Source organism: Estrella lausannensis (assembly GCF_900000175.1).
GTDB lineage: Bacteria > Chlamydiota > Chlamydiia > Chlamydiales > Criblamydiaceae > Estrella > Estrella lausannensis.
Map to the genome: position 1 here is coordinate 326,704 of NZ_CWGJ01000025.1, position 13,336 is coordinate 340,039.

The window sequence follows — 13,336 nt, forward strand, 5'->3', positions numbered from 1 at the left end:
AGGCAGGAAGCAGTTATTGAAGAACCCCGAGCAGCTCAGCCCTTAGGGACTCTACTCTCCTTCTGAGCTCCTCGTCCGGCATCTTTGAGGCTCCCAGCACCATTTTCTTAAGCACGAGCAGCTTACCCAGGAGCTCTTCGCTCTCTTGTTTTGTGAAGACAAGGTGCAGGTGGCGATGGGGGACACTCTGACCGGCGGGCCTGCCGATTTTTTCGAAAATGTAAGTGGTAGAAAACCCCTTTTCTCTGTAGTGGCTGATCAGCTTGGACATCATACCCGCTGATTCGAGATACTCTTCTTCGGAGATGTCAGAGAAGCTGTCGCGGTGCTGACGAGTCACTAAGATCAGATGAAGCTTCTCTTCTTCCGTGGCCAGCGGAGCGTAGTCCTGGAGTACGCTGATAGTCCTTCCCTCAAAAACGCATTGCCTCGCAAACGTGCTCTCTTTGCAAAATGCATCATCGTGGGAAGAGAGGCTATCTACCCTGTCGGAGAGGTCGGCGAGCGCTTCCGAAAAAAGATCGCGGACTCCTTCGTACTCGCGGGCGACCGCTTCTCTTTTTTCCATAGAATCTGCAAATGCTCCAAAGGTGATCCCAAACAGTACTTTCAGCTGCCTGAAAATGGAAAATGCGCTTTTCTCATAGGGAACCATCTCGAAGCAAAAGCTCTTCCCTGCCGCTTCTTTTCCGTAAATCAGGTAGTCCGTGATGCCTTTTTGCTTCCAGATGGAGGCAATTTTTTGCATCAAATCGAAGGCCTCCCGATGCATCGTGGGAGTCCATTCAGAAATGGTCAGCCTTTCAGTTATAGACTGAATCTGCAGGGATCCTGACGCTAGAGATTTTTCAGGAACCTCAACTAACAGTTCATTCCCTGCATGCAAGAGGATTTGATTGTTCAGGGGGTGTTCAAGGTTATAGGACGTCCAGGCGTGATTGTAATAAGCGGTGGCTTCGTAAAACATAAGGAACCCTAGGGAGTTGATTTGTGAATTGATGCCGAATGGGTCTCAAAATCTCCAATGTGAGACACTTTCGGTATATTTCGATATAATTTACATGTGTATTGGAAGTTGAATGATTTTTTTGAGGAACAATCTCTGAGAATTATACTTAGTTTATTAATTGACGACAAAAAAATTGAAGCATCTTAGAAAATAGCGGGGGAGGGTTCTCTTTCCGAAAACAAATTGGGAGGGATTTTCGGTATAGGATTGTAGTGGGGGCGCTACGGTAACTTGATGAGGGTGCCTGGCTTCAAGTAGCTTGATTGCAGCCCGTTCATCTCACGAATCTCTTTAGGGTCAACGCCGAATCTTTTACTGACCTTCCAGAGAGTATCTCCTTCCTGGACGATATAGGCCCTTTTCCCTTTCTTTTTGGGGGCGAGAGCTTCAGCTATTTTTTTCTGGGGCACCGGTTTTTTGGGCAGAGAAGTGATCGGTTTTTGAGGGGGAGGCGATTTGGCAGGTTTGGGGGCCGATACTTCTTTTTCAGGGCTTTTTTTCAAAGGCGTCTCTGTTTTTTCAGCGATCGGAACAACTTTCGGTTTTTTTTCTACGATCTCTTTGGGTGCATCTGTGAGAGGTGATGCCTCAGTCTCTTTTTTTTCGGTGAACACAGGTGCGAATCGTGCCAGCGCCGCTTTTCGCGTCAGGGGATCGGGTTCTTTCTCATCTGCAAGTTCATAGAGTTTTTTTGCGGAGATTTCCCAAACAGCATCCCCTCTTGGGCTTAACAGGAGTGCTAAAGCGTATTGCCTGGCATGAGGGGTCTCTTTGGTTAGATTGTTCAGCACCTTGACGGCTTGTCTGTCGTCAATTTTTTTGACCGCGTACTCAAAATCGGATTTAAGAAACAGGGAGGTGGCTGTCTCAGAACCAGAATCAACGTACGCCAAAAGAAATTCACGTCTTGCTTCCTTAGCCTCGTCGGCCTGCAGTGTGAGATCGAGAGTTTTGATGAGGTCAAACGGACCTTCAAGAATCAGTGAGAGCAGCTCATCGGAGGAGATGTGCAACCCCGATTTTGCTAAAGAGAGCTCCACTGTCTTGAAGTCTTTGGTGAACTGAAACGCGTAAGTTAAAGAGGGATCGTAATCGTCTTTAGTATTTAACAGTTTCAGATACATCCCAAAAGGGGAAATAGGCCATTTTTCGGAACGGATCAGGCTGTAGGCTGCTTCAAAATGTTCATCTTTGGCATCGGAATAGATAACAATTTCCCTTTTTTTTCCGGCGGGATCCGCGTAGGTGATCCTTCTTCTCTGCCTGGGTTTGCCCACCGAAGCGAAGGCACGCTCCGTATCAAGATGATGGATGGAAGTTAAGCTTCCCAACGCGAAGTCTCTCACGGAGAATCCGTTTTCAATCAGGGAGTTGTCCTTCAGGTCGGGTGCGATTTCCTGGATCGTTTTCTCGGAGAGCGAATAGAGGATATCGCTCCCTGTTTTTTCTGCAAGATACGGGCGATGAGGAGACGATCTCTTGGTTAGTTTCATCTCGCCGATAGGAGGAGCTGTCGTTTCCTTGACCCACAAGATAAAGCAAAAAATCAAAAAAATGTTCAGCAGTCCACTCAACAGGAGTGTCTTTCTGAGCCGTTTGATTTTCAGTAGAAGATCGTCTTTCAAAGTGTTCTTTATGGTGCTTCTTTAAGCACTGCGTCCTTTTTTGTGTTTTTTTCCTTTAACTTCCTTTCCAGCTCGTTCAGCTCTTCGGAGAGCGTTTTCGGGAATCTGTCGCCAAAGAGTTTGAAATAGTCGCGCAGATGCTCCAGATCTTTGATCCAGGCTTCTTTGTCGACTTTGAGCAGTTGGTCAAGCGCAGTCTTTGTGATATTCAACCCTTCGACATCAAGGGCATTTTTCTTCGGTAGGTAGCCAATCGGCGTTTTGAGCGCGGCGCCCTCTCCTGAGACGCGTTCGAGGATCCATTTGAGTACGCGGCTGTTCTCTCCGAATCCCGGCCACAGGTAGCTGCCGTCTTGTCCCCTTCTGAACCAATTCACAAAAAAGATTTTAGGGAGGAGTGAGGGCGAGCTTTTCTCGCCGATGTTCAGCCAATGCTGGAAATAGTCCCCCATGTTGTATCCGGCAAAGGGGAGCATTGCAAAGGGATCATGCCGCAGTTTACCGACAACGCCTTCTTGCGCAGCGGTCATCTCCGAGGAGACGGAGGCTCCCAGGAAAGTGCCGTGCTTCCAGTTCAATGCTTCGAGTACAAGAGGAACTGTGTCTCTTCTTCTTCCTCCGAAGATGATCGCTGAGATGGGGACGCCGGCTTTGTCTTCCCAGGCAGGATCGATGCTGGGACACTGGGAGGCCGGTGCGGTAAAGCGGGAGTTAGGGTGAGAAGAGCGTTCACCGGAATCGGGCGTCCAGTTGCGTCCCTGCCAGTCAATCAGGTGAGCCGGCGGGGTGTCGGTCATAGCTTCCCACCACACGTCCCCCTCATCGGTCAGGGCTACGTTGGTGAAGATGGTGTTTTGCCTGATGGTCGCCATGGCATTCGGGTTGGATTTGAGAGAAGTTCCCGGGGCCACTCCGAAAAATCCGGCTTCGGGATTGATAGCGTAAAGCCGACCGTCTTTGCCAAATTTCATCCAGGCGATATCGTCGCCAACGGTCTCCACTTTCCATCCGGGGATTGTGGGCGTCATCATGGCAAGGTTTGTTTTCCCGCAGGCGGAGGGGAATGCGGCAGCGATATATTTTTTTTCTCCCTGCGGATTGGTGATGCCTAAAATAAGCATATGCTCGGCGAGCCAGCCGCCGTCCCTGCCCATAACGGAAGCAATACGCAGGCTAAGGCATTTCTTCCCGAGCAAGGCGTTTCCGCCATAGCCGCTGCCATAAGACCAAATCTCTCTCGTTTCGGGGAAATGGACGATGTATTTATTTTCGGCATTGCACGGCCAGGGGATGTCCTTTTGACTCTTGGAAAGAGGCATACCGACAGAGTGGAGGCATGGAACAAAAAAGCCATCTCCCAAGATATCCAGCACCTTCTTGCCAATTCTTGTCATCACTCTCATGCTAACGGCAACGTAGGGGGAGTCGGTGATCTGGACGCCAATCTGGGCAATCGGTGAGCCGATTGGGCCCATGCTGAAAGGGATGACGTACATGGTTCTCCCTCTCATGCACCCTTTGAAGAGCGAATCGAGGATCTTTTTCATCTCTTCAGGTTCTTTCCAATTATTTGTAGGACCGGCATCAATCTTGTTTTTCGAGCAGATGAAAGTTCTGTCTTCCACACGGGCGACATCTCCCGGACTTGACCTGGCAAGATAGCTTCCGGGTCTCAGCTTTTCATTTAGCTTGATCAAGGTTCCGGCTTTGATGAGCTTTTCGATCAAACACTCATACTCTTCTTTTGAGCCATCCATAAACCAGACATTGTCCGGCTCGCAGAGCTCGCGCACCTTTCTGATCCAGTTGATCAGTGAACGGTTAGACGTCCAACTCTCCAGTGAGGGTTGTGCAGGAGTTGTTTTTTTCTTGCTCATCATAATTTACAATGCCTACTTTAAATAAGAGCGCGTCAGAATATACCGAAAGTGTCTCAAAATCCCAAATTTTGAGATACTTTCGGTATACATACTCAAAGTATCTCAATATTTGGGCTTTTGACAATTAGAGTGCCTCTTGATTGAAAGATCGCAATTCACTTGATATTTGGAAATATGGGGTGACTTGCAATCTTTCAATCTTTACGGGCAGTCTCAAAGCTCAAAAACCATATTCGAGACACCTACGGTATAGCTATCAAGCTTAAAAAAATTTCCTCTTTCTAAATTTATCGAGGTAATCTAAAGCTTTGCCGGTGCCAAGGCAGACAGCGAGAAGCGGGTTTGGAGCAACGATAACCGGTAAACCTGTCTCTTTGATCAGAGCCTTGTCGATCCCTTTGATGAGAGCGCCCCCGCCGCAGATGACCATCCCTCTTTCGACCAGGTCCGAGGCAAGTTCCGGTGGGCACTTTTCTAAAGTCAGTTTGATGCTTTCGATGATCTGCTGTATAGGCTCAGCCAAACATTCCCGAATTTCAACCGAGTTGATCCTTTTGGTGATGGGCAGTCCGGCCACTTGGTCGCGTCCCCTAACCTCCATCTCCAGCTCGTTGCTACCCAGGGGGTAGGCTGAACCGATCGTCATCTTGATCTCTTCGGCAGTCCTTGGACCGATCATGAGGTTGTAGGTACGTCGCATGTAGTTCATGATGCAGTCATCAAACTCATCCCCGGCTATCCTGAGCGATCTCGATTCGACGATGCCGCCAAGGGAAATAATGGCGATTTCCGTCGTTCCAATTTCCGTCGTTCCACCGCCGATGTCGATGATGAAGTTCGCGGCAGGCTCATGCACGGGCAGGTCGACACCGATCGCAGCGGCCATCGGCTCTTCGATCAAAATAACCTCTTGGGCTCCCGCGTGGAGGGCGCTGTCTTCGACGGCTCTCTTTTCCACGCCGGTAATTCCCGAGGGAACGGCGATCAGGATTTTTGGTCTGAACAAGCTTCTGGAAGGGGTTACCCGTTTGATCAGAGCCTTAAGCATCCCTTCAGCGATTTCAAAGTCGGCGATAACACCGTCTTTCATCGGGCGCACCGCATGGATTTTTTGCGGCGTTCTGCCGAGCATCGCCTTAGCTTTATGGCCGACGGCGAGAACTTCGTTTGTCGAGGAGTCGACGGCAACCACGGAAGGCTCTGCGAGTACGATTCCTTTTCCCCTGACAAAAACCAATGTGTTGGCGGTGCCGAGGTCGATGCCGATATCATTTGAAAATACGCCGCGGAATTTTGTCAGGCGGCCAAAGGCGGAATTGGCCATGTTGTTGATTTGGGCTCCGATGCTTTCTTGCCCTTGTTTACTCATGTATTCCTCACTCAAGTGGAGAGGGCGAATATGCGAATACACCCTCAATTGAAAATTGTTTAACAGCCTATTATACCGGATGCGCCTTAAAATTTGACATGGGGGCTTTGATAAAGCCTCGGAATCAAAAGATTGCAAGTCATCTCATATTTCTAATATTAGGTGACTTACAATCTTTTAATCTGGGTGGGCTTTTTCTTTGCCAAAAGCCAAATTTTGAGCTCTTTTCGGTATAACCTCTTTCGGAGGTTGTATCTGCCAGGCGGTCCGATGAAACGCGAGCAGCCTGGGTTTTAAGTCTGAAGCAGTTCTAAAACCTCTTCCCAAGTTAGTTTGGAAATCGCTTCCTCGTCGGTCGATACGATCTTTTTCACAAGACCTCTCTTCCTATTTTGCATTTCCAGAATTTTCTCTTCTATCGTATTTAAAGTGATGAGTTTGTAGGAGGACACGGAATTCTTTTGCCCTATCCTGTGTACCCTGTCTGTCGCTTGGTTTTCAACGGCCGGATTCCACCACATATCGTAGTGAACCACCGTGTCGGCGCCCACTAAGTTAAGTCCGACACCACCCGCTTTAAGGGAAACCAAGAAGATAGGAATCTTTTCGTCCTCATTGAATCGGTTGACGATGTCGAGCCTGTTTTTCGTGGAACCATCCAGGTATTCGAACGCAATGCCTTTCTTTTTCAGGTCGCGGCTGATGATATTGAGCATTCTGGTGTATTGGCTGAACACTACCGTCTTGTGGTTGCCCTCGATCAGGTTTTGCAGAAGGTCCTGGAGCAGGTCGTATTTGGCGGAGTCGCCCTCTTCGACTGCTTCCTTGGCGAAAATGGCCGGATGGCAGCAGATCTGCTTCAGTCTTGTCAAGGTAGCCAAAACATGGATCTGCACCTTATCGAATCCTTCTTTCTGAACCAGCTGCGACAGCTCTCTACGGGCCGATTCGGCGTACGACCGATACAGCTCTTTCTGGGCGTCGGTCAGATGGCAGTAGTATACAATCTCTGAAACGTCAGGCAGCTCAGAGAGAACATCTTTTTTCATGCGGCGCAAGATAAAGGGTGAGACCTTCTGCTTGAGCTTGTTGATATTCTTCTCCTTTTCCTCATGGGGCGTCCGGATATATTTTTCCACAAACCGGTCATAGGTGCTTAGAAGGCCGGGCATCAGGAAGTCGAACAAGCTCCAGAGTTCATCGAGCGAGTTTTCAATCGGTGTACCGGTTAAGATGAGCTTGTGCTTGGCCTGAACCTGTTTGACGCTCTTGGCATTTCTTGTTCCCCGGTTCTTGATGTGCTGCGCTTCATCAAGAAGAATGTAGGCGAATGGGGATTGCTGATAGTGGTCGATATCTTTTTGGAGCAGAGAATAGGAGGTGACAAGGATGTCGTAGCTGTCGCGCGCATCGATCAACTTCTTCCTCTGGTTGGGGATGCCGTCAACGATCAGCACCCGGAGGTTGGGATTGAATTTCTGAATCTCTTCCTTCCAGTTGTATACAAGAGAGGTCGGACAAACGATCAGGGACTGCGACTTTGGTTCATCGAGTTTTTGCTGGGTTAGGACAACGATGGCCTGCAGTGTTTTACCAAGACCCATATCATCTGCCAGGATGCCATTTAAATGCATATTACGCAGGCGCTCCAGCCAATTGGCCCCTTCAATTTGGTATGAGCGAAGCTCGGCTTTGATCTCTTTGGGCACTTCCCTGACCATAACTTCTTTTGTGCCGAGTATTTGCTCTTGTATTTCCTTCAGCTTATCGGTCATCGAAAAGGCTAGGGGCAAAGAAGAGAGATGTTCTTCTTTGATGTTCGCCAAATTCCAGAGGGGTCTTTCGCTGATGTGGGATTTCAGCTCCTCGATGCCAATTTCATCAAAAAGCTGAATCAGGGGAGTCAGCTTTTCCAGATCCAAGACGAGGATCTTATGGATCGCCTTTTGATCGGATGAGGGTTTACCTCTTTTTTTTGCCTCAGCTTTTCTTTTCGTCAGCTCAATGTAAGGCTTTTTAGAGGAGACGCATTCCCAGAGGGTACTGACGCTCACCCCTTCCAGATCCCCTTCGATCCCGACGTGAATCTCAAACATATCTACTTTGGACGACTCTTTCAGATGGAGGCTGAAAACAGTCTCGTCATAGATGAATTGATCCAGGAGGTTTTCAGGGCATACGAACTGGATGCGGCTTTGATTTCTTGGAATGACGTCCGTCATGAACTCGACGATCTTCTTTTCCATCTTGGCCGTGTAGGTCCCTTCGGCAGGATCAAAGATGAAGTCCTGAAAGAGGTCCTCGATAATTTTCTGCTCTTCCGTCAGGTTTCTGGCTAAGATGCCGTCCTTCATGATGAAGTGGTTCAAGTGGTTCGTAGACAACTTCGATGATGCCGAAGGGATTTTGTTGCCGCTGTAGATAAATTGCAAGGAGGCCTCAAGCTCGCCATTCAGGTAGCTTAAGTCGCACTCGGCAGACAGCGTTTCAACGTACGGTAGCGTGATCAGGTGATCGATTCTGTCTTTGTTACGCACTTCCGCAAAGCGCAAAATCTCCGGAAGCGAGTTTTCCACGAAGGTACCGAAGAGCGGTTCGGGAATGGTGATGGAGCGGAGTGCTTCCAAATCTTTAAGATGGCGCCTTTTGATTTCCGGCTCAAAGCGGTAGTAGTGATGTTCGTGGATCAATCCCGGTTTGGCGCACTCAAAGAGCATGATCTGCTCGAGAGTCGCCTTTTTGCCGCTCAGGTCGATCGTAGGATTGAGAAGCAGTTTAGGGGCGCCGGTGTCTAAAAATTCAATGTCGATGATGATCTGGGCTGGCGCCAGCGATAGCTTCAGAGGCTCTTCAAGGGTTTTGAAGAAGATATAGGGCACATCGGGCGACATTGGCTGCAGAGGATTGGTGAGCGAATTTTTTCTCTGCTGGAATTGGTCGTGCAAGTTGGATAGGATCTCTCCAAGGTGCTCCAGGGCTATTAGGCCGAACCGAGTTCCCTTTTCGGCTAAGATCTTTTCCGGCTGGATCACATAGCGCGAGAGAAGCTCGATCATGGCAAAGTTTGAAGGCTCAAACGATTGCGAGGTGAAGTAGAACCTTTTGCTGTTGATATAGATCGGTTCGTTGTAGTGGATCGCGTTGAAAAATTCCTTGATATTGGGGATGTTGAGCGGTTTCGACCTAAAGGGAAGCCTCAGGGCGATCTGGAGCTCTGCCTTGGGCATGCCTTCCGTCTGCATCTCCATCAGAATCAGCGCAAGTTCGGCCTTGTCTTCGACGAAGCCTTCTTCCTTAAGGAAAAAGGGCGAACGTCCCAGCACGTCAGCGGCGCCAATATACTCTTGCAAAAGTTCTTTTTGCTGCTGCAATCCCTTTCTTTGCGACTCTTTGACTTTGGCTTTCTTAATTGTTTCCTGGATATGAACTTTTTCTGCAGGCTCTTCGATTTTTTCTTCCAGATTCTCTTCGCTTCCAAATCGGACTAAGATGGCATCGAGGTTTTCTTCGAGAAAAAACAAGACAGCGGAAAGATGCTGGCAGTCGTAGGTGTAGGGGCAATCGCAGTTGGAGTCGATGATCGTAGAGCTCTGCCTGTCGATTTCGATTTCGCACTCGTAGGTGTTTTCAAAGGCGCCTTGCACTCTCGCAGCCAGCCTCAACGTTTGGCCGGACAAGCTGACAATTTTAACGTTGTCAACCAATTTTCCCTGATAACTTGCCTGTCCTTCTTTCACGACCGAAGGGGCGAAATCTTGCTTAAGTCTGCGAAAGTTAAGCATCATTCCTCTTATTTATATAATTACAAACCGCATTCGGCAGCTTAGAAACTCCTCACAAATCGTTCCATTGCAGTTCGTGGAAAATTCCCAAGGGATATTCATACCGAAAGTATCTCAAAATTAGGATTTAAGCTTGGAGAAATTTCTCGCGATTGAACGATCGTAGGCGAGCTTATATTGAGAATATTAGGCCGCTTATGATCTTTCAATCCCGAGGATTCCTTTTTTTTCAAAAACCCCATTTCGTACTCGTGTCAGTATCCATACTGCGTTAGCCGATCCGATGGACGGTATCCTTGCGCCGCGGGAATTGTTTCACTTTTCAATGAAAGATCCCGAAGTCGCGCTTTGGCTGTATTAAAAACCTTAGTGCTAAGTGAGTTAAAAGAGGCGGTATCGGCGAATACAGAGCTCTTTTCCAGATCGCATATCCCTAAGGAAGTCTTCAGTAGGCTATAAACAAATTTTTCCGGATACTCTGGTATAAGATATTTTTCGATACACTTCAATGCGTTTTGGCAACAGCTGTTTTACCTCTTGGGCACTCTCCTTCGAAATTGCCGTAAAGATAGCTTTGCTTGCTTAAAAAATTCCACCTTTTTTAAGAGGAGTGGCCGCATTTCGGTATAAATTGAAATCTTCTGAAAATTCGCTCTGTTTTAAGTCTATTGATCAACTGCGTGAATGCAAACTATATCGAAAATGTCTCAACAATTGACTTTTGGGCTTTGAGACACTTTCGGTATAGCCGAATTCGGCAGGCAAATTATGTGATTTAATTTTCTTAACGGCCCCTCAGCCAACTCCGCCCTTCCTCACGATCAGGCAGGTGACCGTCTTATCATTGCCGCCCATACTGATCATCATGCCGTAAGGGGTTTTCAAAGGAGCCTGATTGGCGGCTTTGCCCGTCAGCTGTTTTTCTAAGTCGACAAGCTGCCGCACCCCCGTCGCTCCCGTCGGATGGCCAAATCCTGATAATCCACCCGACATGTTCGTTGGAATCGTGCCGGTGATGAGATGTCTGCCCTCCTCAATCAGATCCGGCGCTTGCCCTTGTTTGGCAAAACCGGCCGCCTCAAAGGAGAGAAGAGCCGTAATCGTGAAACAGTCATGAATCTCCAAAACAGCGATCTCCCTCCTGTCAAGGCGTGCTTGGTCAAGCGCTTTATCGACGGCAATTTTCGTCGTATGGAGAAACGCCTCGTCTTCAGGAGGTATGGTGATGTCAGCCTCGGCCTCGCCGATTCCTACAATCTCCACTGCATCCTCTTGACGAATGCCCGCCCTATGGAGTCCTCGCTCTGAGAAAAGTCCTATGGATGCCGCGCCATCGGATACTTTTGAGCAGTCATAGAAATTGAGGCAGGGCACGAACCTGGATGGATTGGGCGGGGTCATTCCAAGTGCAAAGGGATCGCCGTCTTGATTGAAGGCTTCCTGGGCTTTGGGGTTTTTTCTTGCGCATAATATAGCGTGCTCATGCCATCTGGCCATGGCTTTTCTGGCCTTTTCCTCGCCCCATTTCTTGTAGTAGGCCCCCGCTTTGCCCGAGAAAATGCCCGGGAAGAAAAATGCGTGCCCTTTTTTTCTCTCTTTGCGGAAATAGGCGGCGCCAGAGAGGTAGTCGGCGCCGTAGAGTGATTTGACAGTGTTTTGCATCTCGAATCCGGAAACGAAGAGTGCGTCGCGGTCCAGGGCGAGCAGGCTTCTGATCGCAAGTCCGATAGCCCTGCCCCCCGTTCCACAGGCCCCTTCTACAGCAAAACAGGGTTTACCGGAGAGGCTAGGTACCATGAACGGCAGAAAGCCGGGGAGGTTTCCTTGCTTGAGGAAACGCTGGGCCATAAATGCGCCAATGACCCCTTCGTCAAACTCCGGGTTACCCATGCTCGCCATCGTCCCTTGAGCTGTCTCCAAGAGGTAGTCTTCAAAGGGCCTTCTCGGCTCTCCCGGACGGAATTCAGGTCTTCCCGATCCCATAAAGACGGTTGTAAAACCTGCTGCGGCATAGATTTTTTTTGAAAACGGGCTCATGGGCAGCATCCTTTGCATGTAATGGCTTCCATACTAGTTAGAAAACGGGCATCCGGTCCGTAAAGATGATAAAATCCTAGTTTCAAAACGAGGGAGACATCTTCGATAGACGAGGCCACCCCCTCCTGCACAAGGACTGCTGAAGCATCTCTCAGAAACCTCAAGTAGCGCAGCATGAGATGAGACCCCAGTGTACCTTGTTTAACCGTGGAGAGGATGAAATCTTCGATCAGGGCATCTCTACCGGCATCCTTGGAGAGGCTCTTCCATGTCAGTGCAGGAGTCGATTTCCCTCCGAGCAGGTTGGCAACCTCTGCTTTCATGCTTGCATCGAGAGGACGATAGACATTCTTTTCAAGATCGAGCACCGCTTCCGCCTCATGCCCCTTGTAACGGAAAAAACCCTCTTTTTGGCCGCTGTCGCCCATGTGGCCGCCAGTCCTTCTTTTCATGACCATGTCTTCCAAAAGAGAGGAGTGCATTGAAGGATCGTCAAGGAACCGGCGCATAGACAGGATGATATTCAATGCTACATCGACACCGACATAATCGATCAGCTGGAAAATACCCATGGGGCGCAGAAGCAAATCCTTTGTCACTGTATTGAGTACCAACAGGGCAAGGTGAATCGGCATCTGCCGCTTCAGCTCTTCTAAAATATTCAAAGTAAGTAAAATTTCCCTGATGAAGATCCCGTTGCCTATGAATCCGGCGATATCTCTCGAAACGACTGCTGTCTTGCCAAGTTCTTTGGCAATCTCTAGACAGCCGGTCAGCAATTTGTCCTCCGATCCCTCGGGCACCACCACTTCCAGAAGCTTTTGCACAATTGGTGGATTATAGAAATGGAATCCTGCGATCCTCCCTTCAACTGCCGCGCTCTTCTCTAAGAATCCAATCGGGATCGAAGAGGTGTTTGTGAGAATGGTTCCCTCTTTTGAGAGGGCACCGATCTTTGTTAACAGAGCGGTTTTCAGATCGATTTTTTCAAAAACAGCTTCAAATATCAGATCCGAGCCGGAAGATTCTTCGATGGCAGTTCCAAAATAGACCCGCTCCATCGCCTTTTCCATATGATGCTGGACAATTTCCGAATTCTCGATCAGCTCTTCCCTATCTTGGTACATTTCTCTTAGCAAGACGATGTTTCTTTCGGATTCTTTTTTCAGATGTTCCTTTAGATAATGCTTAAGACGGCTGAGAGAGGCCTCGCTCATATCGATCAGGTGAAGCGATCCTCTTTCTTCCCCCTGAAATGAGAGCTTTAAAAGCGTAAGCAGTGCAATGCCGGATCCCATTTTACCACCGGCACCGACGATGGAGATCTTTTTGCTAAGAGCCAAACTGTTCATAAATCCTTCTTTGGGGAGGCGGGGGACTCCCTGATATTTCAGTTAACATTCGATAGAATTCGTGGAAATCACATGAGTCAAAAAATTTTCTTTACACCACTTTCTTTTTAATCCTGAATGCTTAAAAACGGAAGCAGGAAGATATACCGAAACAAATTGAAGAATTTGTCTTTGGCTTCGTCGGGTTTACTTAAGAATTTTCGTTCTCACTCGCGCCTTGCCTCTCGGCAATGGTCGCTCGCTCTGGACAAAAATTCTTAAGGCCCTCCTGGCCAAATTTCC

7 protein-coding genes are annotated in these 13,336 nt (G+C 48.6%); all 7 read right to left on the reverse strand.

The window, feature by feature from the left end:
• Positions 1 to 13 precede the first annotated feature (13 nt).
• The gene (locus tag ELAC_RS08865; RefSeq protein ID WP_098038920.1) at positions 14 to 967 is read right to left on the reverse strand and encodes an HIT family protein; all 954 of its coding nucleotides are present in this window, start codon (positions 965 to 967) and stop codon (positions 14 to 16) included.
• A 263-nt stretch (positions 968 to 1,230) separates the two neighbouring features.
• Positions 1,231 to 2,634, reverse strand: a complete 1,404-nt coding sequence (locus ELAC_RS08870) for a LysM peptidoglycan-binding domain-containing protein (RefSeq protein ID WP_098038921.1) — start codon at positions 2,632 to 2,634, stop codon at positions 1,231 to 1,233.
• A gap of 8 nt (positions 2,635 to 2,642) precedes the next feature.
• Positions 2,643 to 4,511 (reverse strand): phosphoenolpyruvate carboxykinase (GTP), encoded by a 1,869-nt coding sequence (locus ELAC_RS08875; RefSeq protein ID WP_098039000.1) that lies wholly within the window; start codon positions 4,509 to 4,511, stop codon positions 2,643 to 2,645.
• A gap of 265 nt (positions 4,512 to 4,776) precedes the next feature.
• A complete protein-coding gene (locus tag ELAC_RS08880; protein ID WP_098039001.1) occupies positions 4,777 to 5,838 on the reverse strand; it encodes a rod shape-determining protein in 1,062 nt (353 codons plus the stop codon).
• Positions 5,839 to 6,176: 338 nt separating this feature from the next.
• Positions 6,177 to 9,665 carry a DEAD/DEAH box helicase gene (locus tag ELAC_RS08885; protein ID WP_098038922.1) on the reverse strand — a complete coding sequence of 1,163 codons (3,489 nt, stop codon included), beginning with the start codon at positions 9,663 to 9,665 and terminating at the stop codon, positions 6,177 to 6,179.
• A 795-nt stretch (positions 9,666 to 10,460) separates the two neighbouring features.
• Positions 10,461 to 11,702, reverse strand: coding sequence for a thiolase C-terminal domain-containing protein (locus ELAC_RS08890; protein ID WP_098038923.1), 1,242 nt, complete (start codon positions 11,700 to 11,702; stop codon positions 10,461 to 10,463).
• A complete protein-coding gene (locus ELAC_RS08895; protein ID WP_098038924.1) occupies positions 11,699 to 13,054 on the reverse strand; it encodes a 3-hydroxyacyl-CoA dehydrogenase family protein in 1,356 nt (451 codons plus the stop codon). Before ELAC_RS08895 ends, ELAC_RS08890 begins: the two co-directional genes overlap by 4 nt.
• Positions 13,055 to 13,336 lie beyond the last annotated feature (282 nt).

What these genes read in the sequence shown, in the direction of transcription:
- ELAC_RS08865 (WP_098038920.1), bottom strand. Translation starts at nt 967, where the DNA reads ATGTTTTACGAAGCCACCGCTTATTACAATCACGCCTGGACGTCCTAT.
- ELAC_RS08875 (WP_098039000.1), bottom strand. Translation starts at nt 4,511, where the DNA reads ATGAGCAAGAAAAAAACAACTCCTGCACAACCCTCACTGGAGAGTTGG.
- ELAC_RS08880 (WP_098039001.1), bottom strand. Translation starts at nt 5,838, where the DNA reads ATGGCCAATTCCGCCTTTGGCCGCCTGACAAAATTCCGCGGCGTATTT.
- ELAC_RS08885 (WP_098038922.1), bottom strand. Translation starts at nt 9,665, where the DNA reads ATGCTTAACTTTCGCAGACTTAAGCAAGATTTCGCCCCTTCGGTCGTG.
- ELAC_RS08890 (WP_098038923.1), bottom strand. Translation starts at nt 11,702, where the DNA reads ATGAGCCCGTTTTCAAAAAAAATCTATGCCGCAGCAGGTTTTACAACC.
- ELAC_RS08895 (WP_098038924.1), bottom strand. Translation starts at nt 13,054, where the DNA reads ATGAACAGTTTGGCTCTTAGCAAAAAGATCTCCATCGTCGGTGCCGGT.